This is a genomic window from Pseudoxanthomonas sp. CF125 (assembly GCF_900104085.1).
Taxonomy (GTDB): domain Bacteria; phylum Pseudomonadota; class Gammaproteobacteria; order Xanthomonadales; family Xanthomonadaceae; genus Pseudoxanthomonas_A.
In genome coordinates this window covers 934424-960024 of record NZ_FNLD01000001.1, presented here as the reverse complement: position 1 = coordinate 960024, position 25601 = coordinate 934424, and the positions used below count along the sequence as shown (strand labels likewise).

Annotated in this window: 26 protein-coding genes and 3 tRNA genes; 24 read left to right on the top strand and 5 right to left on the bottom strand. The window is 64.3% G+C overall.

The genetic code is table 11. From position 1 onward, the window contains the following. Positions 1 to 24: 24 nt before the first annotated feature. From BLR66_RS04145 to BLR66_RS04035, 23 genes are all read left to right on the top strand, one after another. Complete coding sequence (locus BLR66_RS04145; RefSeq protein WP_093280340.1) at positions 25 to 195, top strand: DUF1674 domain-containing protein; 171 nt, start codon at positions 25 to 27, stop codon at positions 193 to 195. Positions 196 to 274: 79 nt separating this feature from the next. Beyond that, the gene (sdhC, locus tag BLR66_RS04140; RefSeq protein WP_093280339.1) at positions 275 to 670 is read left to right on the top strand and encodes a succinate dehydrogenase, cytochrome b556 subunit; all 396 of its coding nucleotides are present in this window, start codon (positions 275 to 277) and stop codon (positions 668 to 670) included. Continuing rightward, complete coding sequence (gene sdhD / locus BLR66_RS04135) at positions 667 to 1053, top strand: succinate dehydrogenase, hydrophobic membrane anchor protein (protein WP_093280338.1); 387 nt, start codon at positions 667 to 669, stop codon at positions 1051 to 1053. Before sdhC ends, sdhD begins: the two co-directional genes overlap by 4 nt. A gap of 3 nt (positions 1054 to 1056) precedes the next feature. Further along, positions 1057 to 2850, top strand: coding sequence for a succinate dehydrogenase flavoprotein subunit (gene sdhA / locus BLR66_RS04130; protein WP_093280337.1), 1794 nt, complete (start codon positions 1057 to 1059; stop codon positions 2848 to 2850). Between the two features lie 115 nt (positions 2851 to 2965). Then, on the top strand, positions 2966 to 3748 hold the full coding sequence (locus BLR66_RS04125; protein ID WP_093280336.1) for a succinate dehydrogenase iron-sulfur subunit: 783 nt from the start codon (positions 2966 to 2968) through the stop codon (positions 3746 to 3748). Between the two features lie 165 nt (positions 3749 to 3913). Next, positions 3914 to 4336, top strand: coding sequence for an MAPEG family protein (locus BLR66_RS04120; protein WP_093280335.1), 423 nt, complete (start codon positions 3914 to 3916; stop codon positions 4334 to 4336). Next, a complete protein-coding gene (locus BLR66_RS04115) occupies positions 4333 to 4587 on the top strand; it encodes an FAD assembly factor SdhE (RefSeq protein WP_093280334.1) in 255 nt (84 codons plus the stop codon). The genes BLR66_RS04120 and BLR66_RS04115 overlap by 4 nt, the downstream gene beginning before the upstream one ends. Further along, a complete protein-coding gene (locus tag BLR66_RS04110) occupies positions 4538 to 4990 on the top strand; it encodes a hypothetical protein (RefSeq protein WP_093280333.1) in 453 nt (150 codons plus the stop codon). Before BLR66_RS04115 ends, BLR66_RS04110 begins: the two co-directional genes overlap by 50 nt. A gap of 6 nt (positions 4991 to 4996) precedes the next feature. Then, positions 4997 to 6241 (top strand): lipoprotein-releasing ABC transporter permease subunit, encoded by a 1245-nt coding sequence (locus BLR66_RS04105; RefSeq protein WP_093280332.1) that lies wholly within the window; start codon positions 4997 to 4999, stop codon positions 6239 to 6241. Further along, a complete protein-coding gene (lolD, locus tag BLR66_RS04100) occupies positions 6234 to 6968 on the top strand; it encodes a lipoprotein-releasing ABC transporter ATP-binding protein LolD (RefSeq protein ID WP_093280331.1) in 735 nt (244 codons plus the stop codon). The genes BLR66_RS04105 and lolD overlap by 8 nt, the downstream gene beginning before the upstream one ends. Before the next feature lie 192 nt (positions 6969 to 7160). Further along, positions 7161 to 9545 carry a DNA internalization-related competence protein ComEC/Rec2 gene (locus BLR66_RS04095; protein WP_093280330.1) on the top strand — a complete coding sequence of 795 codons (2385 nt, stop codon included), beginning with the start codon at positions 7161 to 7163 and terminating at the stop codon, positions 9543 to 9545. A gap of 2 nt (positions 9546 to 9547) precedes the next feature. Beyond that, a complete protein-coding gene (locus BLR66_RS04090; RefSeq protein WP_093280329.1) occupies positions 9548 to 10213 on the top strand; it encodes a MotA/TolQ/ExbB proton channel family protein in 666 nt (221 codons plus the stop codon). Positions 10214 to 10221: 8 nt separating this feature from the next. Then, positions 10222 to 10644, top strand: coding sequence for an ExbD/TolR family protein (locus BLR66_RS04085; RefSeq protein ID WP_093280328.1), 423 nt, complete (start codon positions 10222 to 10224; stop codon positions 10642 to 10644). Continuing rightward, complete coding sequence (gene msbA / locus BLR66_RS04080) at positions 10641 to 12386, top strand: lipid A export permease/ATP-binding protein MsbA (RefSeq protein ID WP_093280327.1); 1746 nt, start codon at positions 10641 to 10643, stop codon at positions 12384 to 12386. Before BLR66_RS04085 ends, msbA begins: the two co-directional genes overlap by 4 nt. Next, positions 12383 to 13405, top strand: a complete 1023-nt coding sequence (gene lpxK / locus BLR66_RS04075; protein ID WP_093280326.1) for a tetraacyldisaccharide 4'-kinase — start codon at positions 12383 to 12385, stop codon at positions 13403 to 13405. Before msbA ends, lpxK begins: the two co-directional genes overlap by 4 nt. 191 nt (positions 13406 to 13596) lie before the next feature. Further along, positions 13597 to 14382 carry a 3-deoxy-manno-octulosonate cytidylyltransferase gene (kdsB, locus tag BLR66_RS04070; RefSeq protein ID WP_093284318.1) on the top strand — a complete coding sequence of 262 codons (786 nt, stop codon included), beginning with the start codon at positions 13597 to 13599 and terminating at the stop codon, positions 14380 to 14382. Next, positions 14379 to 14870 (top strand): low molecular weight protein-tyrosine-phosphatase, encoded by a 492-nt coding sequence (locus BLR66_RS04065; protein ID WP_093280325.1) that lies wholly within the window; start codon positions 14379 to 14381, stop codon positions 14868 to 14870. The genes kdsB and BLR66_RS04065 overlap by 4 nt, the downstream gene beginning before the upstream one ends. Next, a complete protein-coding gene (locus BLR66_RS04060; RefSeq protein ID WP_093280324.1) occupies positions 14867 to 16288 on the top strand; it encodes a redoxin domain-containing protein in 1422 nt (473 codons plus the stop codon). Before BLR66_RS04065 ends, BLR66_RS04060 begins: the two co-directional genes overlap by 4 nt. 11 nt (positions 16289 to 16299) lie before the next feature. Beyond that, complete coding sequence (gene uvrC / locus BLR66_RS04055) at positions 16300 to 18156, top strand: excinuclease ABC subunit UvrC (protein ID WP_093284315.1); 1857 nt, start codon at positions 16300 to 16302, stop codon at positions 18154 to 18156. Then, a complete protein-coding gene (pgsA, locus tag BLR66_RS04050) occupies positions 18156 to 18803 on the top strand; it encodes a CDP-diacylglycerol--glycerol-3-phosphate 3-phosphatidyltransferase (protein WP_093280323.1) in 648 nt (215 codons plus the stop codon). The genes uvrC and pgsA overlap by 1 nt, the downstream gene beginning before the upstream one ends. Next, positions 18794 to 18869, top strand: a tRNA-Gly gene (locus tag BLR66_RS04045). The genes pgsA and BLR66_RS04045 overlap by 10 nt, the downstream gene beginning before the upstream one ends. Positions 18870 to 18960: 91 nt before the next feature. Next, a tRNA-Cys gene (locus BLR66_RS04040) sits at positions 18961 to 19034 on the top strand. A gap of 105 nt (positions 19035 to 19139) precedes the next feature. Beyond that, positions 19140 to 19226, top strand: a tRNA-Leu gene (locus BLR66_RS04035). A gap of 12 nt (positions 19227 to 19238) precedes the next feature. Here the strand turns inward: BLR66_RS04035 and BLR66_RS04030 are convergent. After that, on the bottom strand, positions 19239 to 20240 hold the full coding sequence (locus BLR66_RS04030) for a YybH family protein (RefSeq protein WP_093280322.1): 1002 nt from the start codon (positions 20238 to 20240) through the stop codon (positions 19239 to 19241). Positions 20241 to 20482: 242 nt separating this feature from the next. Between BLR66_RS04030 and BLR66_RS04025 the strand changes: the two genes are divergently transcribed. Continuing rightward, complete coding sequence (locus tag BLR66_RS04025; RefSeq protein ID WP_093280321.1) at positions 20483 to 21559, top strand: serine hydrolase domain-containing protein; 1077 nt, start codon at positions 20483 to 20485, stop codon at positions 21557 to 21559. A gap of 48 nt (positions 21560 to 21607) precedes the next feature. On the opposite strand, the gene BLR66_RS04020 is transcribed toward BLR66_RS04025, so the two are convergent. The 4 genes from BLR66_RS04020 to BLR66_RS04005 form a co-directional block, all read right to left on the bottom strand. Further along, complete coding sequence (locus tag BLR66_RS04020; RefSeq protein WP_093280320.1) at positions 21608 to 22471, bottom strand: metal-dependent hydrolase; 864 nt, start codon at positions 22469 to 22471, stop codon at positions 21608 to 21610. Positions 22472 to 22606: 135 nt separating this feature from the next. Next, complete coding sequence (locus tag BLR66_RS04015; protein WP_093280319.1) at positions 22607 to 23851, bottom strand: dicarboxylate/amino acid:cation symporter; 1245 nt, start codon at positions 23849 to 23851, stop codon at positions 22607 to 22609. Then, positions 23848 to 24585, bottom strand: a complete 738-nt coding sequence (locus BLR66_RS04010; RefSeq protein WP_093280318.1) for a L,D-transpeptidase family protein — start codon at positions 24583 to 24585, stop codon at positions 23848 to 23850. The genes BLR66_RS04015 and BLR66_RS04010 overlap by 4 nt, the downstream gene beginning before the upstream one ends. Positions 24586 to 24752: 167 nt before the next feature. Continuing rightward, positions 24753 to 25601, bottom strand: coding sequence for a MurR/RpiR family transcriptional regulator (locus BLR66_RS04005; RefSeq protein ID WP_093280317.1), 849 nt, complete (start codon positions 25599 to 25601; stop codon positions 24753 to 24755).

Here is a 25601-nt window from a genome sequence, read left to right as displayed (position 1 = left end):
AATTTTGTGCGTTGCGAGAACAACATGATAGGCGAAACCCCTTCCATTCCCGATCCCGTACCCGGAACACAGCAGCCTGAAAGGGAGTCTGTGGAGCAGGAAGCGGTAACACCGAAGGAAATCGGTGGTCGCGACGGTCCCGAGCCGACGCGTTACGGGGATTGGGAGAAAAACGGACGTTGCATCGATTTCTGATCCACCGGTCATCGAATAACGCCTGCCCAGCCAACGCGGTCCTACGGAGACCGCCCAGCCGAGACAACGAGCCCAGCGAATGGCGACCCGACAACGTCCGCTTTCACCGCACCTGCAGGTGTACCGCTGGCAGATCCAGATGGCGACTTCCATCGTCCATCGGGCTACCGGAATCATCCTCGCCGTCGGCGCGCTGCTCATCGCCGGCGCCCTGCTGGCCCTGGCCAGCGGCCCCGAAGCCTGGGACTGCGTACGCAGGCTGGCCGGCTCCTGGTTTGGGCTGGCCGTTCTGTTCGGCTGGACCTGGGCCTTCGCCTACCACCTGCTCAACGGCATCCGCCACCTAGTGCAGGATGCTGGCTTTGGCTTCAGCATCCCGGCCTTTATCCGTAATGGCTGGCTGTCGGTGATCGGCAGCTTTGTGCTGACCGCCATCCTCTGGGGCGCGGTCGCGTCGAAGGCAGGCTGGCTATGAACCATCGTTACCGCACCCCGTTGAAGGATGTGCGCGGTCTGGGTTCGGCGAAGGAGGGTACGCACCATTTCATCGTGCAACGCCTGACCGCCATCGCGCTGATCTTCCTGGCCTGCTGGTTCCTGTACTTCGTGGTCGGGCTGCTGCATGCCGACTATCTGACCGCCACCGACGCGGTGGCCAAACCGTGGAATGCGACGCTGCTGGTGGCCTTCCTGGTGGCGATGTTCTGGCACGCGCAACTGGGCATCCAGGTCGTCATCGAAGATTACGTGCACAGCCATGGCCTGGCACTGACCGCGCAGATCGCGGTGTACTTCATTTGCATCCTTGGCGCGCTGGCCAGCGTTTTCGCCGTGGTCCGCATTGCGTTGGGAAGCTAATACATGACTTCGGCTTACAAAATCACCGAACACAAATACGACATGGTGGTGGTCGGCGCCGGTGGCGCGGGCTTGCGCGCTACTTTCGGCCTGGCGGCCAAGGGCCTGCAGACCGTATGCCTGACCAAAGTGTTCCCGACCCGTTCGCATACGGTCGCTGCGCAGGGCGGCATCTCGGCGGCGCTCGGCAACATGGGCGAAGACGACTGGCGCTACCACTTCTACGACACCATCAAGGGTTCGGACTGGCTGGGCGACCAGGATGCGATCGAATACATGTGCCGCGAGGCCATTCCCGCGATCGTCGAGTTGGAACACTACGGCGTGCCTTTCAGCCGCACCGAGGAAGGCAAGATCTACCAGCGTCCGTTCGGCGGCATGACCACCAAATACGGCGAAGGCCCGCCGGCCCAGCGCACTTGCGCCGCGGCCGACCGAACCGGCCACGCCATGCTGCACACGCTGTACCAGCAGTCGCTGAAGCACGACGCGCGCTTCATGATCGAATACTTCGCGCTGGATCTGATCTTCGACGAAGAAGGCGCCTGCAAGGGCGTGCTGGCGCTGGACATGGCCGAAGGCACGCTGCACCTGTTCCGCGCCCAGGGCGTGGTGCTGGCCACCGGCGGCTACGGCCGCGCTTACTTCAGCGCCACCTCCGCCCACACCTGCACCGGCGACGGTGGCGGGCTGGCCCTGCGCGCCGGCCTGCCGATGCAGGACATGGAATTCGTGCAGTTCCATCCCACCGGCATCTACGGCGCCGGCTGCCTGATCACCGAAGGCGTGCGCGGCGAAGGCGGCATCCTGCGCAACAGCAACGGCGAGCGCTTCATGGAGCGCTACGCACCGCACTACAAGGACCTGGCTTCGCGCGACGTGGTGTCGCGTTCGATGACCATCGAGATCCGCGAAGGCCGCGGCGTGGGCGAGCACAAGGACCATATCCTGCTCGACCTGACCCATCTGGGACCGGAAGTGATCCACGAGAAACTGCCGGGCATCGCCGAAAGCGCGCGCATCTTCGCCGGTGTCGATGTCGCTACCCAGCCGATTCCGGTGCTGCCGACCGTGCACTACAACATGGGCGGCATCCCGACCAACTACCACGGCGAAGTGGTGCGGAAAGTCGGCGATAACCCCGATTCCGTGGTGCCGGGCCTGTACGCCATCGGCGAAGCGGCCTGCGTGTCGGTGCATGGCGCCAACCGCCTGGGTTCCAACTCCCTGCTGGATCTGGTGGTGTTCGGCCGCGCGGTCGCCAACCGCTGCGCCGAGACCATCAAGACTGGCGGCCCACACAGCAAACTGGCCGACGACGCTTGCGACAAGGCGCTTTCGCACCTGGACAAGCTGCGCAACGCCAATGGCGGCACGCCCACCTCGGTGATCCGCGACAACATGCAGCGCACCATGCAGAACGACGCGGCGGTGTTCCGCACCTCCAAGACGCTGAAGGAAGGCTGCGACAAGATGGCCGATATCTTCAATTCGTTCGAAGATGTGAAGGTGTCGGACCGTTCGCTGGTCTGGAACTCGGATCTGCTGGAAACCTACGAGCTGCACAATCTGCTGCTCAATGCTGTGGCCACCATCAATTCGGCCGAACAACGCCACGAAAGCCGCGGCGCGCATGCGCACGAGGACTTTCCCGACCGCGACGACGTCAACTGGCAGAAGCACACGCTGGTCAACGTGGACGAGAAGGGCAAGTGCAGTTTCGATTTCCGCCCGGTGCACATGTACACGTTGAGCAAGGACGTGGATGTGGTGCCGCCGAAGCCGCGCGTTTACTGATGAAGCCGTGAATAGGGAGTCGGGAATCGGGAATCGTAAAAGCGCAGTTCTGCCGCTTTTCGCCTTCCGCTTCTCCCATTCCCGATTCCCCAATCCCCATTCCCGGATCTAAGCAATGGCCGAATTCACACTCCCGAAGAACTCCAAGGTCCAGAAGGGCAAGCACTTCCCGGCCAAGGGCGCCAAGCAGCCGCGCACCTTCAAGGTGTACCGCTGGAACCCGGACGACGATGCGAACCCGCGCACCGACACCTATGAGGTTGATCTGGCCGCATGCGGCCCGATGGTTCTGGACGCGCTGATCAAGATCAAGAACGAGATCGACCCCACGCTGACCTTCCGCCGGTCGTGTCGCGAGGGCATCTGCGGTTCCTGCGCGATGAACATCGACGGCACCAATACGCTGGCGTGCACCAAGGCCATCGAGGATTGCGACAAAGCCGAAGTGCCGATCTATCCGCTGCCGCACATGGAAGTGGTCAAGGACCTGGTTCCGGACCTGACCCATTTCTATGCGCAGTACGCTTCGATCAAGCCGTGGATCCGCACCCAGACCGCGGCACCGCCGGATCGCGAACGCCTGCAGTCGCCGGAAGATCGCAAGCAACTCGACGGTCTGTACGAATGCATCCTGTGCGCCTGCTGCTCAACCTCGTGCCCCAGCTACTGGTGGAACGGCGAGCGCTACCTGGGTCCGGCGATCCTGCTGCAGGCCTACCGCTGGATCGTCGACTCGCGCGACGAAGACACCGGCGCGCGCCTGGACGACCTGGAAGATCCTTTCCGCTTGTACCGCTGCCACACCATCATGAACTGCGCGCGGACCTGCCCGAAGGGTCTGAATCCGGCGCTTGCCATCGCCGAAATCAAGAAACTGATGCTGGCGCGCCGGGCGTAATCCTCCTGCTCGTCATTCCCGCGAAGGCGGGAACCCAGCGACTTTGCTGTTGACGATCACTTCGGCAACAACTGGGAATCTTGTAGTTTCGGCCGAGTCGCAGAAGGTAAGAGCAAAGACACTGGGTTCCCGCCTTCGCGGGAATGACGATTTCGGGGGTTGCGAATGATCGGAAAGGAAATCTTCCACCCCATGGGGGCCATGGTCGCCCTGACTTTCATTGTCTGGGTGCGCTTGTACTACGTGCGCATCCCCGAGATGCGGCGCCTGCGCATCCATCCACAGGCGGTGGCCACTTCGGCGCAGAAGTCTGCGCGCCTGGTCGATACCCGTGCCGCCGACAACTTCAGCAACCTGTTCGAAGTGCCGGTATTGTTCTATCTGGCGCTGATCGTGGCCTACCTGACCCAGCAAGCGACACCGCTCGTGCTTGGGCTCGCCTGGGGTTTCGTGGCCGGCCGTGTGCTGCACAGTCTGATCCAGTGCAGCTACAACAAGGTCATGCATCGCTTCACTGTGTATGTGCTTTCCACCTGCGTGGTGTGGGTGCTGTGGGCGGTGCTTGCGGTGGGCCTGTTGCGCGGATGAGCGAGGCAGACGAGATTGAGCTGAAGCGCCTGCGCTGGCGCTGCCGGCGCGGCATGCGCGAACTGGACCAGTTGTTCGGGCGCTACCTCGACCGCGAATGGGTGCGCGCTTCCGATGCCGAGCGCGGGGTTTTCCTACGGTTGCTCGATTGCGAAGACGATAAGCTCTGGCGCTGGTTCATGGGTTACGAGCAATGTCCCGATGACGCACTCGCATCGCTTATCCAGCGCATCCGTCAGCTGCCGCCTTGAATGGCGCCCCTCGCGCTGGTTGATCGGCGCGCTGTTCGCGTTGGGCCTGCTCGCCGCATTGGCGGTGTTGGCCTCGGGCATGCCGCGCGCGGCGGCCTGGCCGTTGGCGGTATCTGCGCTGGCTTACGCATGCTGGCGGGCGCGGCGCGAATCAAGATTGCCGAGCCATGCGCTGTTTCTGCCGGGCAATGAGTTGCCGGCGACGTTGGACGGCCTGCCCATCGAGCAGGCGCGGGTGCAGTGGCGCGGCCCCCTGGCGTTCCTGCTGTGGCGGGACCGGCAGGGCAGGCTGCAGCGCCTGTCCTGGTGGCCGGATACGCTTCCCCCGGCACGCCGACGTGAACTGCGTCTGGCCGCCGGCAGCCTGGATGCTTCGCGACACCATCGCCAAGTGGCACCATAGCGGTCTATGTTCAAACCCATCCCTGTCGCCATCGGCCTGCGTTACCTGCGCGCCAAACGCCGCAATGGCTTTATCTCCTTCATCTCGCTGGCCTCGATCCTCGGCATCGCCCTGGGCGTGACCGTGCTGATCACCACGCTGTCGGTGATGAGCGGCTTCCAACGCGAGATCCGCGACCGCATGCTGCAGATGACCGCCCACGCCACGGTCAGCGCGGCCGGCGATGCGATGCAGGACTGGCCGCATGCGGTGGCGGTGGCCAAGCAGGATCCGCGGGTGGAAGGGGCCGCGCCGTATGTGGATATCCAGGCGCTTATCGAGGGCGTGCGCAACCAGCCGGCGATGATCCGCGGCGTAATCCCGGCCGAAGAAAAGAAAGTGTCTGTGCTGGCCGAGAAAATGAAGCGCGGCAGCGTGGATTCGCTCACGCCCGGCTCGTTCAACATCGTGTTGGGCCAAGAACTCGCGGTATGGCTGGGCGTTGGTCCCGGCGACAGCGTGGTGGTGATGCTGGCCGACGCGCAGTCCACGCCGATGGGTGCGGTGGCGAAAATGAAGCGTTTCAAGGTCAGCGGCGTATTCGAGGCCGGTTACAACGAAATCGACAAGGGCCTGGCTGTGGTCAACATGTCCGACCTGCAGCGTGTGCTGAAAATGGGCGACGGCGTCACCGGCGTGCGCCTGAAGCTTTACGACATGGATCAGTCCTGGAATGTGGCGCGCGATCTGGCCGAGAACCTGCGCGGCCCATACCGGATCAGCGACTGGACCAGCGAAAACGCCAATCTATACAGCTCGCTGAAGATGGAAAAGACGGTGATGGGCATCCTGCTGTCGCTGATCATCGCCATGGGCGCGTTCAACCTGGTGTCCTCGCAGGTGATGCTGGTCACCGACAAGCAGGCCGATATCGCCATCCTGCGTACGCTGGGCCTGACCCCGCGCGGGGTGATGCAGGTGTTCATGGTGCAAGGCTCGCTGATCGGCATCATCGGTACCGTGCTGGGCGTGGTGGGCGGCGTGCTGCTGACCATCAATCTGGAATCGATCCTGGGCCTGATCGAGTCCACTTTCAACGTCACTCTGCTACCGGCCGATGTCTACTACATCACCGGTTTGCCCTACGACCTGCAAGGCGGCGATGTAGCCGTGATCGCGATGATCGCCCTGGCCATGAGTTTCCTGGCCACCCTGTATCCGGCCTGGCGCGCAGCGCGTACCGACCCGGCGGAGGCGCTGCGTTATGAGTAAGTCCTGGGCATCGGAAAGCGCAAGCAAAAGCGCCGCCGGCGAGGTCATGCGCGCCGAGAAGCTGGCCAAGACCTACGCCGAAGGAAAGATGAGGACGCCGGTATTCGACGGCCTGGACCTGTCGGTGCAGGCGGGCGAAACCGTGGCCATCGTCGGCGCCTCGGGCGCGGGCAAGAGCACGCTGTTGCATTTGCTGGGCGGCCTGGATACGCCGACCGCGGGCGAGGTTTACGTGGCGGGGCAGAAGATGTCGGCGCTTTCCAATGCCGCGCGCGGGCAACTGCGCAACGGCGCACTCGGTTTCGTCTACCAGTTCCACCATCTGTTACCCGAATTCACGGCGCTGGAGAATGTGATGATGCCGGTGATGCTGGGCGGCGCCGATGCCGGGGCCGCCGCCCAGCGCGCCAAGGAATTGCTGCAGCAAGTAGGGCTGGGCCACCGCGTCGAACACAAGCCGGGCGAGCTTTCCGGTGGCGAGCGCCAACGCGCCGCTGTCGCCCGTGCCCTGGTCAACCAGCCCGCCTGCGTGCTCGGCGACGAGCCCACCGGCAATCTGGACGAGAAGACCGCCGCGACCGTGTTCGAGCTGATGTTGGAACTCAACCGCGCGCAGAAAACCAGCCTGGTGCTGGTGACCCACGACCGTCGTCTGGCACGCAAGCTGGACCGTGTGCTGGAACTGCATGAAGGGCGTCTGCGCGAACTGCCGGCCTCCGACGTCTGAGGCCAATGGCTTTGTAGCGCCGAGCTTGCTCGGCTGCTTTTGATTCCATGCCCAGAGCAGCCGAGCAAGCTCGGCTCTACAAAGATCGAGGGTCGGCTCTTTCCTACCTGAGCCGAGGGCATGCGCTGATGACGTTGGCTGGCCGATGCGGTCATCTTCGATCATCCAGACCGATCTGCAACGGATCCCTTCATGTCCACAGGCAACGGAATTGCCTCTGTCTTGAGCGCCGCCAGCGCCATTGCATTGCTTGTGGGCGCCGGTGCCTGCCTGCTGTCGCCGGTTCTGCTTCCTTGGCCGATCCTGGCCATCTTCATCGCCACGGGAACGGTGTGGTGGTGGCGTGGACTGCGTTGGCGCTGGCTGGGTTCGTGCCTGATCGGGTTCGGTTGGGCCGGATTGCAGGCCATGCTGACGCTCTCCGCACAACTTCCGCCCTCCTGGGAAAAGCGCGATCTGGTCGTCGAAGGACGCATCGACGACCTTCCTCAAGCCGAGTTGCGGCGCACGCGCTTCCGGTTCCGGGTGGACGATGGCAATGCCCAGCCGGAACCCCTGCGCGGAAAATTGCTGCAGCTTTCCTGGTACGACGATTTCGATGCGAAGGAGCCCGGGCCGCGAATGCGGCTACGCGCCGGCGCGCGCTGGAAAATGGTGGTGCAAGTGCGTGCGCCGCGAGGGCTGAGCAACCCGGGCGGATTCGACAGCGAACGCCATGCGCTTTCCCAACGCATCGCTGCCACGGGATACGTACGCGAAGCCGGCTTGGCGCGCCAACGGTCGAAACCGAAAGGTATCGACGCCTGGCGCGAGGGCATGTCCGCACGCATCGGGACCGCCGTACCTTCCGCTTCCTCGCGCTATGTCCGCGCGCTGGCGTTGGGCGATACGCGTGGTCTGGAAGACCACGATTGGGAGATCCTGCGCGCGGCCGGCGTGACCCACCTCATCGCCATTTCCGGTTTCCATGTTGGCCTGGTAGCAGGGTTCTTTGCTTTGCTCGGCGCCGGATTGTGGCGATGGGTTCCCGGCTGGGCGCGACGTATACCGCGGCCGCAGGTCGCCGGGCTGGCGGGGTTGCTAGGGGCAGTGGGCTACGCCGCGCTCGCCGGCTTCGCGCTGCCCACTACGCGCACTGTCCTGATGATCGCGGTAGTGGTGCTTGCCAGGCTTTCGAGGCGTCCGGTGCGGGTGGTCGATTCGCTGGCGCTGGCGGTGATCGCGGTCCTGCTCTTCGATCCCTTGTCGATGCTGGCTGCGGGCTTCTGGCTCAGTTTCGCGGGCGTGGCCTGGTTGGCGTGGTGCTTGCCGCAATCGCAGCACTGGGCAAAAGGCTTCCTATCCGCACAGGGAGCAGCCACACTCGGGCTGCTACCGCTGACGGTGGCGTTATTCGGCCAGGCCTCGGCCGTGGGGCCTTTGGTCAATCTGGTTGCGATTCCCTGGTGGAGTCTGGTCGTCGTTCCCCTGTCGCTGACCGGCACCGCGCTGGAAGCCGTGCATACAGGCGCGGGCGACTGGGCTTGGCGTGCGGCGGCCTGGTGCTTCGATCTGACCTGGCCGCTGTTCACGGCGCTTGCGGAAAGCCGCTTTGCTCTGTGGTGGTTGCCCGAAGCGGCCTGGTATGCCTTGCCGTTGGCCTTGTTGGGCGCGTTCTGGCTGCTGTTGCCGCGCGGCGTGCCGGGCAAGTGGCTGGGCGTATTGCTGTGGTTGCCGTTGCTGTGGCCTGACCTGGAATCGCCGGCGCAAGGCGAAGTGGAATTGCTGGTGATCGACGTGGGCCAGGGCCTCTCGGTGCTGATCCGCACCGCGGACCACGCGCTGCTGTACGACACAGGCCCGGCGGTGCCCGATGGTTTCGATGCCGGCGAGCGCGCAGTCGTGCCGGCATTGCGCGCGCTGGGCGTAGCGCGGCTGGACCGGGTTGTCCTCAGTCATGGCGACAACGATCACGCGGGCGGTTTCGCCTCGGTGAGCGCCTTGCTTCCAATAGGCGACTCGCTGACCCCGGAAGGCTCGCCGGTGCCCGCCGACTCGGCGTGCGTGGCGGGGCAGTCATGGCGATGGGAAGGGGTGGGCTTCCGCTTGTTGCATCCAACCCGGCACTTTCCTTATCTCGGCAACGAAGCCAGTTGCGTGTTGCGGATAGAAACCCGACACGGGGCGGTATTGCTGACCGGCGACATAGGCGACGTGATCGAGCGCGAATTGCTGCGGCGCGATCCCGCCAGCCTTCGCGCCGAGGTGGTGCTGGCGGCCCATCACGGCAGCGGCGGATCTTCCGATCCGGCTTTCGTTGCGGCCACGGGCGCGCGCCTGACGTTGGTGTCCGCGGGCTTCGCCAACCGTTTCGGCCACCCCAGACGGGAAGTCGTGGACCGCTGGCAGGTTCATGGCGCCGAAGTGCTGAACACCGCCGACAGCGGCGCGATCCGCCTTTGGCTGGGCGGGCAGGGGCTTCAGCTGCGTGAAAGGCGCAGCGACCAGGCCCGGCTTTGGGATGCGGTGAGGCTGCGGCGGGCGGCTACGCTATCCTATCGGCCTGCGAACGAACGGCCCCGAGTGCCGGAGGACTGAAAGTGCTGGAATTGGTCAAGGCCGGCGGCTGGCCCATGATTCCCTTGCTGTTGCTGGCGGTGTTGGCGCTGGCGATAGTGATCGAGCGGTTCTGGACCCTGCGGCGCAAGGAAGTGCTGCCCCCTAACCTGGGCGAGGAAGTACGCAGCTGGGCCGCGCGCGGCCAGCTGGATCCGGCCCACATCGAATCCCTGCGCCACAACTCGCCGCTGGGCGCCCTGCTGGCCGCGGCGCTGGACATGCGCAACCGCCCGCGCGACCAGATCCGCGAACGCATCGAAGATACCGGCCGGCATCTGGTGCACCGGATGGAGAAGTTCCTGAATACGCTGGGCACCATCGCCGCCGCGGGTCCATTGCTGGGCCTGCTGGGCACCGTGGTCGGCATGATCCAGATGTTCCTTGGCATCCTGGACCATGGCGTGGGCGATGTGAACCAGCTGGCCGGCGGCATCGGCAAGGCGCTGGTGTGCACGGCCACGGGCATGATCGTGGCGATTCCGGCATTGATGTTCCACCGCTATTTCCGTGGCCGCGTGGCTGGTTATGTGATCGACATGGAACAGCAGGCCACCGCCTTGCTGGACGCACTGGACGCCAGGGCGGTGGTCGCCGCGCGTACCCGGGCGGCTTCGGCCGACTCCGCCGCCGCGACGGCACTGGGCTGAGCCAGCAGATGCGCATCCGCGACGACCGCGCTCACGACGAACCCGAAATCAACCTGATCCCGTTGATCGACGTGATCCTGGTGCTGATCATCTTCTTCGTGATCACAACCACCTTCGACGCGCGCTCCACCTTGCAGCTACAACTGCCCAATGCGAAGGGCGAACCCACGGCCGATCAGACCAGGTCGTTGAGCGTGCTGATCAATGCCGAGGGCCGCTACTTCGTGGGCGACCAGGAAGTGCTGCGCACCGACATCGACGCGCTGAAGCAGGCCTTGGCCACGGCCGGCGGCAGCGACCGCGCCCGCCCGGTGCTGCTGCGCGCCGATGCGCGCACGCCGCACCAGGCGGTGGTGACCGCGCTCGATGCGCTGGGGCAGCTCGGTTTCCGCACGATCTCCATCGCCACCGCGCCCGAGCAGAAGCAATGAGCAAGACGTTGCCGCCGGTCTGGCCGATCTATAAGCGCCTGCTCGGGTATACCGGGCGCTATAAGTGGTTCCTCGGTGCGGCGCTGATCGGCATGACCGTGGAAGCATCCGCCGGCTATGGTTTCGTGCGCTTGATGGATCCGCTGGTGAATCGCGGCTTCGTGAAACCCGAGCCTTACATGGCGACGTTCCTGCCGCTGGCGATCATCGGATTGTTCGTGATGCGCAGCCTGGCCACTTTCGTATCGGACTACGGCATGGCCCGTACCGGGCGCAGCGTGGTGCGGGATCTGCGGGAGCAGGTGCTGTCGAAATACCTTCGGTTGCCTTCCTCGCATTTCGATATCGAAGCCACGCCGATAATGGTGAGCAGGCTCAATTTCGATACCGAACAGGTCACCCAGGCCAGCGCCGACGCCTTGAAAACCATCGTGGCCGACAGTTTGACCATCGTCGCCATGTTCGTCCTGATGCTGCAAATGAGCGTCAAGGTCACCCTGGCTTTAGTCATTATCGCTCCACTGATAGGCGTGATCGTGTCCTTCGTGGGCAAGCGCTACCGGAAGATCAGCGGCGGTATCCAGGACGGCATGGGCAAGATGGCGCATAGCGCCGAGCAGTCGCTGTCGGCGCAGCAGGATGTGAAAGTGCATGGCGCCCAGGCGATCGAGACTTCGCGCTACGCCAAGCTCGCCAATCGGATCCTCGGCCTGAACATGAAGGTCGAAACGACCCGTGCGCTCGCGTCGGGCACAGTCCAATTCCTGGCGGCCTTTGCGTTGGCGGCCATCGTTTGGGTCGCAACGCGCGAAGCCTTGGGCGGCAGATTGAATGCAGGTCAGTTCGTGACCTTGATGACTTCGATGATGGCGATCATTCCCTCCCTGCGCCGCATCACCAGCATCCAAACCCAGATATCGCGCGGCGTGGCCGCCGCCGAACGCCTTTTCAGCGTGCTGGATGCGCCGGAAGAACAGGATCGCGGACAGATCGCCATTGCGCGTGCGCGCGGCGAGCTGGTGTTCGATCGGGTAAGCCTGAGCTACCGGGGTCACGACGGATTGGTGCTCGACGGCATCAGTTTCACCGCGCACCCCGGCACGGTCACCGCCATCGTCGGCCGTTCCGGCAGCGGCAAGACCAGTCTGGTGCGGTTGGTGCCGCGCTTCTACGAGCCGACCGCGGGTGTCGTCATGCTCGACGGTGTGCCTCTGGACCAGTACAGGCTTGCCGACCTGCGTCGCCAGATCGCATTGGTGGGGCAGAAAGTGATGCTGTTCGACGACAGCATCGGCACCAACATCGCCTATGGGGCGCAGGCGAGTCCCGATGAGCTGCGCGCTGCGGCCGAAGCGGCCAATGCCTGGGAATTCATCGAACGCCTGCCGCAGCAGATGGACACGCCCATCGGCGAGAACGGCGCCTTGCTTTCCGGAGGCCAGCGCCAGCGCCTGGCCATCGCACGCGCCATTCTGCGCGATGCCCCGGTCCTGATCCTGGACGAAGCCACCGCCGCCCTGGACAACGAATCCGAGCGCCTGGTGCAGAACGCTTTGCAGAAACTGATGCCGGACCGCACCACCCTGGTCATCGCCCATCGCTTGTCCACCATCGAGCATGCCGACCAGGTGCTGGTGCTCGATCACGGCAAGCTGGTGGAGCAGGGCACGCACGCCGAGCTGTTGGCCAGGGGCGGGCTGTATGCGCACCTGCACGGCATGCAATTCCGCGAGGCCGAGTGAGCAAGCCGCAAGACAAAGTCCCCGCCTACTGGTACGGCGAACAGACGCCTCCTTTGTCCGCACGCCTGCTGGCCGGACTGTATGGTTGGGTGGTCGCTTTACGCGGCAAGCTGTTCCGTGCCGGCATTCTGCGCAGCCACCGGGTTCCGGTGCCGGTGATGGTGGTGGGTAACCTCTTGGTAGGCGGTACCGGCAAAACGCCGCTGACCATCGCCCTGGTGCAGCGGTTGCAGCAGGAAGGCTGGACTCCAGGCGTGGCCAGCCGCGGTTATGGAAGGCGCAACGAAGCTGCCGCCGCCTGGGTGGAAGCCGGCACCGCGCCCTCGGAGGGCGGCGACGAACCGGTGCTGATCGCACGGCGCACCGGCGCCAAGGTGCGAGTGGACCGCGACCGCGTCTCCGCTGCGCGCGCGCTCATCGCTGCCGGCTGCGATGTGATCGTCTGCGACGACGGCCTACAGCATTACCGCCTGCATCGGGAGGTGGAGATAGAAGTGATAGACGGCGGGCGCCGTTATGGAAACGGCCGGCTGCTCCCCGCCGGCCCCCTGCGCGAACCGGCGCAGCGCGGCGCCGACTGCGATTTCCGTGTGGTGAACGGAGGCGACGCCAGTTTCGGAGAATGGTCCATGCAACTGCGCGCCGACAACGCAGTGCCGTTGCAGGGCGGCCGCAGCCGGTCACTTGCCTCGTTCGGCGGCCATCGCGTGCATGCGGTGGCCGGAATCGGCAATCCGAAGCGGTTTTTCGAGATGCTGCGCGCGCTCGGCATAGGCGTAGTGCCGCATGCGTTCGCCGACCACCATCGTTATGTTCCCGGCGACTTCGATTTCGGCAGCGAGTTGCCTGTGTTGATGACGGAAAAGGATGCGGTCAAGTGCGCGGGCTTCGCCAACGAGTGGTATTACAGCGTTCCGGTGAGCGCGGAGCTGCCGGAAGCTTTCTGGGTGGCGCTGCTGGACAAGTTGCCGGACAAGCGGACCGGGCAGCCGAGCGAAGTCAGGCTTGTCCAGAAGTAGAATCCATTTCTCACGGCTGCCATTTCGCTTATATCGCCCGTCATCCCAGCGAACGCTGGGATCCATCTTGATCTTGATTTGGCCCTTTGCCTTACCTAGAAACAAGCAAAGGCAAAGTCAAAATGGATCCCAGCGTTCGCTGGGATGACGAGCAAAAGCAATTTCGTTCTTTCCAGACGCCGACACCCGACATGAACACATCCCTGGATTTCGTTGTCGCCATCCCCGCCCGCTACGCAGCCTCGCGCCTGCCGGGAAAGCCATTGCGCCTGCTGGGCGGCGAGCCCATGGTCGTGCACGTCGCACGCCGTGCGCTGGCGGCCGGTGCGCGCGAGGTGTGGGTTGCGGCCGACGATGAGCGTATTGCCGATGCCCTGCGCGACAGCGGCGTGCGCGTGGCCATGACGTCCGCTGCGCACGCATCGGGCAGCGATCGGCTGGCCGAATGCGCCGACATCGCCGGCTGGAGCGACGATACCTTGGTGGTGAACCTGCAGGGCGATGAGCCGTTCGCCCCCGCGCAAGGAATTCGCGCCGTAGCCGAAACCCTGGCCGCCAGCGGTGCACAGATGGCTACCTTGGCGACGCCGGTGACCGAAGCCGCCGTCCTGTTCGATCCCAATACCGTGAAGCTGGTGCGCGCTACCGGCGAGGCGGGGTGGGGCGATGCGCTGTATTTCAGTCGCGCGCCGATCCCCTGGCATCGCGATGCTTTCGCACAGAGCACCGACACGCTGCCGCCGGGGCAATGGCTGCGGCATATCGGCATCTACGCTTACTCGGCGGCGTTCCTGCGCAAGTTCGCGAAAATGCCGGCGGGGCGGCTGGAACTGATCGAATCGCTGGAACAACTGCGCGTGTTGGAAGCGGGCTTCCGCATAGCGGTCGCATTGACGCCCGAACGATTCCCGCCAGGCGTGGATACGCCCGAAGATCTGGCCCGCGCGGAAGCCTATCTGGCCGATGGTGGGCATTGAAGCTGCTGGTGGTCTGCCTGGGCAACATCTGCCGGTCGCCATTGGCTGAAGGCGCTTTGCGCGCGCGCATCGCCGCTTCGCCGCTAGCGGGGCAGGTCCAGGTCGATTCGGCCGGGACCGGCGACTGGCATGTCGGCCAGCCGCCCGATCCGCGTGCCGTCGCCTGCGCGCGCGGGCATGGGGTGGATATCTCCATGTTGCGGGCCCGCCAATTGCGCCAGCGCGACTACCTCGAGTTCGACTGGCTGCTGTGCGCCGATGGCCAGAACGTGCGCGATGTGTCGCGCCAGGCTCCGCCCGCCCAGCGGAACAAAGTGGTCCTGCTGACGGAATGGGCGCGTGTTCACGAGGGCTGCGCCGTTCCAGACCCCTATACCGGCGGACCGGCCGAATTCGAGCACGCTTGGCGACTGGTCGATTCGGCCGCACGGGCGGTCGTGGCCCGCCTGTGCGCGGAGTGGGACTCCGGCATAATCGGAAACAGATGAGTATCGCGCCCACCCTAGAGCTTCCCAGAAGCCTGCAATGGCTCAATGCCCCGCCGAGCTCGCTGCACGAGCAGCGGGGGCGGGTGGTGGCGCTGGTCTTCGTCAACGCGGGGTCCGCGTGGTCTTGGCAGCGCCTGCGCGATGTCGCCCAGCTGCAGACCCGCTACCAGGGCCGCCTGCAGCCGCTGGCGGTGCACGTGCCGCGTTTCGATTGCGAACGCGATCCGCAGTACGTGCTGAAGCAACTGCGCCGGCAGGGCGTGTCTTTCCCCATCCTGCACGACGCCGACTGGCATGCCTGGCAGCGGTTCGAAGTGGAAGCCTGGCCCACGGTGCTGTTGATCGACGCCAACGGCCAGATACGCGAGCGGGTGGTGGGGCTGGAGTCGATGGCCGAGCTGGAACGGCCGCTGGCGGCCTTGTGCGATGCGCTGCCGATGCCGACCGACGAGGACGCCCTTGCGACCCGCGAGACCGCCGCCGAGCCGCGCCTGCCCTTGCGCTTTCCCAGCGGCATCGCGGCCACCGCCGATCGCCTGTACGTGGCCGACAGCGGCCACCACCGCATTCTGGAATGCAATCACGGCGGGCGCGTGCTGCGCCAGTTCGGCATGGGGACCGCCGATTTCGTCGATGGCGAACTGGAGCAGGCCGCGTTCCGGCGCCCGCAAGGATTGTCGCTGGTGCGCGATGTGCTGTACGTGGCCGACGCCGGCAACCATGCCCTGCGCCGTATCATGCTTCGCAACGGACGCGTGGATACTCTTTGCGGCAACGGGCGCGCGGGCGAGCCGGTGGAAGGCATCGTGACCAATGCGCGCGATATCGCGCTCAATCAGCCCCAGGCGGTATTCGCCACCGACAACGAAGTGCATCTGGCGCTGGCTGGCGACAACCGGATCTGGAGCTACGGTCTGGGTCGTGGCGAATTGACCTGCCGCGCCGGTTCGGGCCACTTGGACGTGCGCGATGGCAGCGGGCCGATGGCGGCCTTCGCGCAACCGGTGGCGCTGGCGGCCGTGCAGCAGATGCTTTACGTCTGCGATGCGCTGGGTTCGGCGGTGCGTTCCTTGCAGCTGCGCAACGATGTCGTACAGACCCTGGTGGGCCAGGGCTCCTGGGAATTCGGCGCTGCCGATGGCCCGCGCGAACGCGCGCGCCTGCAGAATCCGCAGGCGATCGCCCTGAGCCCCGATTCTCCGTTGTTGTGGATCGCCGACAGCGGCAACGGGGCTTTGCGCACCTTGCGCCTGGGCGGCGGCGAAGTGGCGACCGTGCCGTTGTCGCGGCGTCTGCACGGCGTGGCCGGGCTTTCGATCGCCGCTGGCGCGCTGTGGATCGCCGAGACCGATGCCCATGCCGTGCTGCGCTACGATCTTTCCAGTGGCGAGCTGAGCCGGGTTGCGATCGACGAGTGAAGGTTCCTGGCGTGGCGGGCAACTTCAATGGCAAGGAATTCGCGGCCGCGCTGAGCACGGCGCCCGGCGTGTACCGCATGTACGCCGCCGACGACAGCCTGCTGTACGTGGGCAAGGCCGGCGCGCTGCGCAAACGCGTCTCCAGTTATTTCAGCAATACGCCCAAGAGCCCGCGCACGCACGCCATGCTGGCGCAGGTGGCGCGCATGGACGTCACCGTCACCCGTACCGAGGGCGAGGCGCTGCTGCTGGAGAACCAGCTGATCAAGTCGCTTGCGCCGCGTTACAACGTGTCCCTGCGCGACGACAAGAGCTATCCCTACGTGCTGCTCACCACCGAGCAGTGGCCGCGCATCGCCATGCACCGCGGACCGCGGGCGGTGCCGGGGCGTTATTTCGGCCCGTATCCGGGCGTGGGCGCGGTGCGCGACACCCTCAACCTGATGCAGAAGCTGTTCAAGATCCGCAACTGCGAGGACAGCGTGTTCCGCAACCGCACCCGTCCCTGCCTGCAGCATCAGATCGGCCGTTGCAGCGCGCCCTGCGTGGGCCTGGTGGATGCGCTGGACTATTCGGAATCGGTGCGCCGCGCGTCGCTGTTCCTGGACGGGCGCAGCGATGAGCTCACCAGCGAATTGAGCAATGCGATGGAAGCGGCCAGTGCGCGTCTGGAGTTCGAACAGGCCGCGCGACTGCGCGATCTGGTGGGCTCGCTGCGCAGCATGCAATCGCGCCAGTACGTGGACGGGCGCGCGGCCGACCTGGACGTGCTGGCCTGCGCCATGCAGGGCACCGGCGCGTGCGTATTGCTGCTGGCGTTCCGCGATGGCCGCAACCTGGGCACCCGGTCGTTTTTCCCGAAGACCAACGGCGAGGACAGCGCGGCCGAAGTGCTGGCCGCATTCGTTTCCCAGTACTACGCCGAACAGACCCCGCCGCGTGAAATCGTGCTGGATCGCGAAATCCCCGACGCCACGCTGATCGAAACCGCGTTGTCGGCCGCCGCCGAGCGCAAGGTGCAGCTGAAGTGGAACGTGCGCGGCGAGCGCGCCGGCTACCTGCAGCTGGCGGTCCGCAACGCCGAGATCACCCTGGCCAGCGAGCTTTCCAGCCGCAACGCCCAGCAGGTGCGCAGCGAAGCCCTGCGCGATCTGCTGGGTCTGGCCGAGCCGGCCAAGCGCATAGAGTGCTTCGACATCAGCCATACCATGGGCGAGGCCACGGTGGCTTCCTGCGTGGTGTTCGACGCCAACGGGCCGGTGCGTTCGCAATACCGCCGCTACAACATCACCGGCATCGAGCCTGGCGACGATTACGCGGCCATGCGCCAGGCTATCGAGCGCCGTTTCCGCCGCGCGGTGGAAGAGGGCGGGGTGCTGCCCGAAGTGCTGCTCATCGATGGCGGCGCGGGGCAACTGACCCAGGCGCGGGCCGCGCTGGCGGAACTGGGCGTGGACAGCGTGGTGCTGGTGGGCGTGGCCAAGGGTGTGGAGCGCCGGGCCGGTCACGAGACCCTGATCCTGGCCGACGGTCGCGAAGTGAATCCGGGCGCCGCCTCGCCCGCGTTGCAGCTGGTTCAGCAAGTACGCGACGAAGCGCACCGTTTCGCCATCACCGGCCATCGCGGCAAGCGTCAGAAGGCGCGCACGACCAGCAAGCTGGAGGATATCGCCGGCATCGGTCCGCGCCGCCGCGCCAGCCTGCTCAAGCATTTCGGCGGATTGGTCGGCCTGAAGGCCGCGGGCATCGACGAGATCGCCCGCGTGGAAGGCATCAACGCCGCACTGGCCGAACGAATCTACGCTAACCTGCATGGGCTGGCGCCCTCGGCGGCGCCTCCGGCTACAGGAAGCGAACAAGGCCCGTAATGAAGTTGACCCTCCCCACCTGGCTGACCCTGCTGCGGATCGTGCTGATCCCGGTGCTGGTAGCGGTGTTCTACCTGCCCTATGGCTGGACCAATTTCGTCACGGTATTCGTGTTCGTACTGGCCGCGCTGACTGACTGGCTGGATGGCTGGATCGCGCGCCGCTACAACCAGTTTTCCGCTTTCGGCGCTTTCCTGGACCCGGTCGCCGACAAGTTGATGGTGGCCGTGGCGCTGTTCCTGATCGTGCAGGGCCATCCCACGCCGTGGATGGCGTTCTGGGCGGCGGTGATCGTGGGGCGCGAAATAGCGGTGTCGGCCTTGCGCGAATGGATGGCCGAACTGGGCCAGCGCGCGAAGGTGAAGGTGGCCGCGCTGGGCAAGTTCAAGACCATCGTGCAGATGGTGGCTTTGGGTTGCCTGCTTTATTCGGTGACGCCGGCCAGCCAGCCGCAGGCGGACATCTGGATGGGAACGCTGGTTTTCCACATCGGAGACTGGTTGCTGGCTATCGCGGCCATCCTGACGTTGTGGTCCGGATTGCAGTATTTGCGTGCCGCGTGGCCCACCTTGCGAGAGGATGAACGGGCAGCTGTTGACAGTTCGCGTAAGGACGGTAAAATTCCGCCCCTCACTACGCGGGAATAGCTCAGTTGGTAGAGCACGACCTTGCCAAGGTCGGGGTCGAGGGTTCGAGTCCCTTTTCCCGCTCCAGTTTCACGACGAAACCCCGTTCGCGGGGTTTTGTTTTGTAGGGCGCTTGAAAAGGCCCTGCGTTTGCGCCAGTCTCGGCGTGACAGTCACCGGCCTGGTGGCAGAGTGGTTATGCAGCGGCCTGCAAAGCCGCGTACGCCGGTTCAATTCCGACCCAGGCCTCCATCACCGGCAAGTCCGGTGGGTTAGACGAAAACGCCCGCCAACGCGGGCGTTTTTCGTTGCCGGCCCGTATCATCACTGGGCTCGCTTTAGGCGGGCAGCTATCCCGCCCGGATGGCGAAATTGGTAGACGCATCAGACTTAAAATCTGCCGGGGGCAACCCCATGCCGGTTCGATTCCGGCTCCGGGCACCAAGACAACGCCTCTCAATCGTGGTTCACGGCCTGCCGGTACAGCATCAGCGTCCCGTCCTGGTTTCTTTTCCAAAGATTGAGGCTCTTGCCTCTGACCGTGCCGCTGTCGTTGCCGGCGCGCCAGTCGACGACGTAGAAACCTTGCTCAAGCTGCAAATTTCCGCCGTCTATTGGATAGATGTTTCCGGTGCTTAGCGAGAGCGAGTCGATGGCGACTTCGCCGGGTCTCTCGTGTTCGATGAAATAACGGCGAATGTCGTTGATGCCGACCAGCATCGGCGTGTAGTAGGTCATGTAGATGGCGTCGGGCAGGAAAAGGTCGGCGTGTTCGCTGCCTTTTCTTTCGGTCACCAGCTTGCCGATGATCGCGTTGCGGCCGCGGATTTCCTCTGCGATTTTCGCATCGTTCCGGAATGCGCGTTCCGTAGATGGCGCGCCGTCCTCAATGACGGGAAGCGCGGCATCGTCGAACGGGGCGTTGGCGCCCCACAGTTCCGACACGATGCGGAGTTTGTCGCCGCCGGTGGCCCACAGCACCATGTATTTCCCGGAGTACTCGTAGGGTTGGGCGCCGTCCTTGGTGTACGCCTGGACGAAGGCGCCCGTCTCAATGGCGTATTCCCCATAATCCAGCGTCTCGTAGGCAGTCTTCTGGAGGCTGCCGATCTTGGCTCCGCTAAACCATTGGCGGTAGTAGTCCTCGATGGCGTCTTTCCCGTAACGCGCCATGCTGTGCTCAGGCATCAGCACCGCGTCGTCGGTGTAGTAACTTTTGACCGCTGCTAGGTCTTGGGCGGCGAAGGCTTCGGAGAATGCATGGTTGCTGATCTGCAGCCGTTCCTGGAGCGGAGTTCGCGGCTCGGCGGAGCGCACATTGACCGCGAACAGAAGCAAAGCCAAGAGAAGGGTCGGATTTCTCATCATGGATCGGCCTCTCGGTGCGCGGCTTCCTGCCTGGACGCCCCAAAGCATACTTTGAAAAACACTGCGAAGATGTCTGGCTCTCTGGCCCATAGAATCGGCTCCGCCGGCCCTAGAGGGCGGGCACGGAAACCATGGCGAGCGCTGCAAAACGATTGTTTCCCCTTGGCCATGGCCTGTTCGGCCCACGCTAGCGGGGTTATGTCGCCCCAATTGCGGTTTCGTCGCTCAGCCGCACTGAAGTGCGAGGACGCCCGATACCCTGCGGCCTCGGGTTTCCGGCGCGGGGTCGTCCGGGTCCTGTTCTCTCCCTTCCCGCAACATTGAGGCCACCGATGAGAATCCGGCTGTTCGTCGCTCTGCTGTTGATGGCGCCCGCAATGGCGCAAGCCGCGGATCCCAGTGCTTTCGTGGAGTCCTATGCCAAGGAGCACCGGTTCAGCGGCTCGGTCCTGGTGCAGGAAAAAGGCAAGGTCGTGTATGCGGGAAGCTTCGGCTTGGCCAGTCTCGCTTTCAAGGTACCCACTACCCGGCAGACCCCCTACAAGATCGCGTCGATCACAAAGGCATTCACGGCAGTGCTGGTGCTGCAACTGCAAGAGCAGGGGAAGCTGGACCTGCAGCGACCCATACGGACCTATCTGCCCGATTACGCAGGCGAGGGCGGCGACCGCATCACCGTGCATCAACTGCTCAACCATACTTCGGGGCTGCCCAACTTCGACACCGTAAACGATGCGGCCGCGGCCTTGACCAAAGGGTTGCCGACATACCAGACGCCCTACACCAGCGACCAGCTGCTTTCTAAATTCTGCAGCGGTAAACCGGTCCATGTGCCTGGCGCCGTGTTCGACTACAACAATTGCGACTACATCGTGCTCGGCAAGATCGTCGAGCGGGTTTCCGGAATGCAATACGGGCAATTGCTCCAGGAAAACATCCTGCGTCCCCTGGGCATGAAGCATACCGGCCTGTTGCGGCAGGGCGATATCATCGACGGCCTGGCCGAAGCCTACTTCCAGCGCGATTCCAGCGGAAAACTCACCGCCGACCTGCCGGTCTATCCGGAGAACTGGTACGCGGCGGGGGCGATGTATTCCACGGTCGACGACTTGCTGAAGTTCTCGGATGCCTTGTTCGTTTCGGGTCTGATCAGCGACGCCAGCCGTGCGTCGATGATCGCGCCGGGGCTGGACGACTACGGCTATGGCGTATGGTCGTACGACACCAAGATGCAGGGGCGCAAGGTGCACGTGGTCAAGCGACCGGGACGCATCATGGGCGCGCAGACCCAGCTCTTCCATGTGTTGGAACCTGACGTCACCGTGATCCTTCTGGGCAATACCGACACCACGGATACGGACGAATTCGTCTCGAAGATCGCCAAACAAGTGATCGTCGGCGGGCAATAACGATGGGCCGAAGGAAGGTGTGGGTATTGCGATCGGCCGGGTGACCTTTCAGGCCACCTGTTCCGATGCGCGTGGTTGCGACGGCTGAGTGGGAGCGACCGCAGGAGGCGTCGTGGATGCCAGCCGGGCCAGCACCTCTTCGGCCAACGCATCGTCGCCGGTCTGCGAGGGGTGAAAGCCCGGTTGCAGATAATCGAACAAGTGCTTCAGCGTACGCCGCACCATCTGGTGCTTCGAACCCATATGCGACTTGACCTGGCGCCAGGTCTCCTTGCGCCACAGGATTCCATCCTGCGCCAGCAGGCTTATCGCTTGGGCGCACATCAACGAATAAAACAAACCAGCGGTGAGCGCGAATCCGAGCACTCGCAGCGCATAGTTGGGTGCAACTGCCTGCAGCAGATCGAACGCGACGCGCCGATGCTCGATTTCTTCGGCGAAGTGCCACTCCATCAGGTCTTTTACTTCGGGGTCGGCCTGCGCCAGGATGCCCTGCGACAGGAACTCGTGCCCGATGTAGGAATTTATGTGTTCCACGCAGCTAACCAGGGAGACGCGCAAGCTTATCGGGCCGAATTTCTCCATGACCCGGAAAACCAGCTTGTCCACATTCTTTTCGAAAGTGCGGAATCGGTAGCCCTGGGCATCCAGATTGTCCCAATAGCGGGTATGGGCCACGCCATGCTGTGCTTCCTGATGGATGAAGTTCCTGCAGCGCGCGTGCAGCTGCTCGTTGGCGATTCTGGGCATGCACGCCTTCAGCGTGCGGACGTAAAACCCCTCATTGGCCGGTACCAGAATGGTGTATGCATTGAGGATCGAAGACACGACTTCATTGCCCGGCAACCAGTGCTTGGGAATATCCGAAGAAAGTTTCGATGCGAAGCGACGCGGCGTGATGGTTTCATTCATTGACCGTGCAGTGTGCCAAGCGAAACAGTGCGCTGCAAATGTGAGTCGCGTCTGATTAAGCCGGCCGGCTGCCTGGCGGAAGCGCTTACGAAATCGGCTGCAAAAGATCGAGCTGAAACCCGAGCGAAGCTTGGTTCAATCGCTGGGTGGATCCTTTCCGGCTTGCTTGGACACCACACTGGTGGCGGCCAGATCGGCGGTGACATTGCCCACCGTGGCGAACACGTCGGGAATGGTGTCGACGGCCAGCAACAGGCCCAAGGGCGCGACCGGCAGTCCCATCGCCTGGGTGACCGGTAGATTGGTCGCCATGTAGCTGACCTGGCCCGGCAATCCCACCGCGCCGCAACTGATGATCACTGCAAGCGCGGCGCCGGTTGCCAACTGAGCTGCGGACAGGTCGATACCATAGGCCCAGGCGATGAAAGCGGCTGCGCTCACGTACTGCACCGGGCTGTTGATCCGGAACAGCGAAACCGCCATCGGCAGGACCAGGGCGGTGACCTGCGGGGAATACCCCAGACGCCGCTGCGCGATTTCCAGCATCGCCGGCAGCGAAGCCAGGGAAGATTGGGTGCTGGCGGCCACGACCTGGGCCGGAAGGATCGCGGCGGCGAAGCTGCGGATCTTTTCCCCTCCCCAGAAGACCGCCACCGGCAGCATCATCAACGTGACCGAAAGATAGAGCACGCATTGCAGCAAGATGTAGATCCCCAATGCGCTGACCATGCTCAGGCCGGATTGTGCGCACACCGCCAGCACCAGCGCGAACACGCCCACCGGCGCCGCCCACAGCACCCATCGCACGATCACGATCATCGCGTCGGCGATGGCCTGGAAGAAATCAACCACCAGATCGCGACGGGTCTTTTCGATGCGGGTCAGCGCGAAGCCGAAGAACAAAGCGAATACGACCAGCGGCAGCATCGCGCTCTGGGCGGCGGCGGCGATCGCGTTGCTGGGGATGATGGCGGTCAGCGCATCGCTCCAGCCCGTGGTCGTTGCCACTGCGGAGGCTGCATCGGTCGAACCGCTCAGGGCCTGCGCCAGGGCCGGGTCGCGCGGCACCAGCGACAGAAGGGCGGGCGCGGCAAGGGCAGTGAAGAAGGAACCGAAACTCAGCAGGATCACGAACACCAGCAGGGCGCGGCGTGCGGTGCGGCCCGAGGAGGCGGTATCGCTGGCCGTCGTCACTCCTATGATGACCAGCGCCAGTACCAAGGGCACCACCGTCATCTGCAGCGCGTTCAACCATAGCTTGCCGATAGGCTGCACTATCGCGGCCACTTTCGCCGCCAGCGCAGTGTCGGACCAGGCAAGAGTCAAGCCGATGATCGCGCCCAGAGCCAAGCCGAGCATGACGCGGGTAGTGGGCTTCATGGTTGGCCATCCAGTGCGGGCAACTTCCATTCGGCGCGAAGGCTGCGGTATTGGGCGTCTGGCATCAGCACGAAGACCGGGTGCTGTTCCGGCCGCAACCACGCGAGCAGGCGATCCATGGTCGGGTCCGCCATCGCCGTGCACCCGGCCGTGGCCTCGCCGGGTTGCTTCCACAGATGCGCGAAGATGCAGCTGCCCGCATTGGGCCGGGCTTGCGGGTTGTGTTCGATGACGAATCCAAGCCGATAGCGCTGGTCGCCGGGTTTACGAAGATCCAGGCGCATGGGTTCGGTCGAACCGGCCACCGCGTCGGCGCCCACCGTATCCGCATCGACGATGCGGTTGTATAGCGGAGATCCGCTCACATCCATGCAGTAGTGCGATGCCTGCATCGCGGCGTAAGGCAGGGAAGTGCTGGCCTTTTCCGCATAACCGAAGGCCTCGCCGATGCCGAACACGCCAGCGGGACTGCGCCCGTCGCCTTCCTCTTTGGTCGGGCCGGGCAGGCCACCCGGATGCAGGCCCAAGCCCCAGGCCGAGCCACTGCGACCCACCGTGACCGGTTGCGCCGTGCCGACTTCACGCCAGGCTCCATCGGTACGCTCGTAGGTCCGCAGCGTGCCATGGTTGGCGTTCCAGTCCGGAGTGACCACAACCACGGCCTGTCGGGCCTGCTTCCAATCCGAGTCGGCCGATGGCGGCGCTCGGTGCGCGCAGCCGGCGAGCGCCAGCATGGAAAGGGCGACGATCGATATCAGCCGCTCTCCAGGAAACCGCCGAACAACCCGGATGTCATTCCGAACGTAGCGAGGGATCTGCTGTTGTGCGAGGGAAAACAGATCCCTCGCTACGTTCGGAATGACAGGACAAGGGTTCGCGTTCAAGCAGGCCATTCCTTCATTCATGGTTTCAGCATCGGCTGGATCCGCTCCAGATTCGCCTGCAGTATTCCATAACGCTTCTTGCTGCCCTCGCAAATCATGACGTAGATGCCGTCCAGCAGGTGCTGCAATGCGGAGTGGTACAGAAGCGGCTCGATGTGCGGGCGTTCGTCGTGCGCGGAGACCAGCAGCGCCAGATCGGCATGCGCGCGCAGGGCGTTGGAGGTATGCCGCGTCACCGTGATCACTTTGCCCTTGGCCTTGCGGAATTGCTGGCAGATCTGCGAAAGCGCGGTCTGCTTGCCGTCCTCGCAGAACACCAGCAGCGCATCGCCGGCGCCGGCCGCCGAGACGCTGGCGATCATATGGGCGGTGTCGAAGTTGTGCACGGTGAGGATGCCCAGCAGCGAAAGCCTCCAGGCGAAAGCCCGCGCATGGATGTCGTCCTCGCCCAGGCCGATGATGAAGACCTTGCCCGCATTGCCCAGCGCGTCGGCGACCGCGCGCACTGCTTCGGGCGGGTTGATCAGGCGTGTTTCTTCCTCGGCCTCGGATTTGCGGCGCCACAACTGGCTGCCGTTGGCACCGTTGGCGTCCTGAGTGGACGCGGCCGCCACAACGGCGTCGTCGCCGCTTTCGGCGCGTGCGACCGCTTCGCCGATCGAATACTTGAGATCCGGATAGCCCTTGAAGCCCAGTTTCTGGCTGAACTTGACCACGCTGGACTGGCTGATGCGCAGCGCGGTAGCCAGTTGCTGCGAAGAATAGTCGCGGAGCAACTGCGCGTTCTCCAGGATGAAGTCGGCGATGCGGCGTTCGATCGCCGACATCTGGTCGCGCTCGGAGCGGATTTTCACCAAGGGAGACAT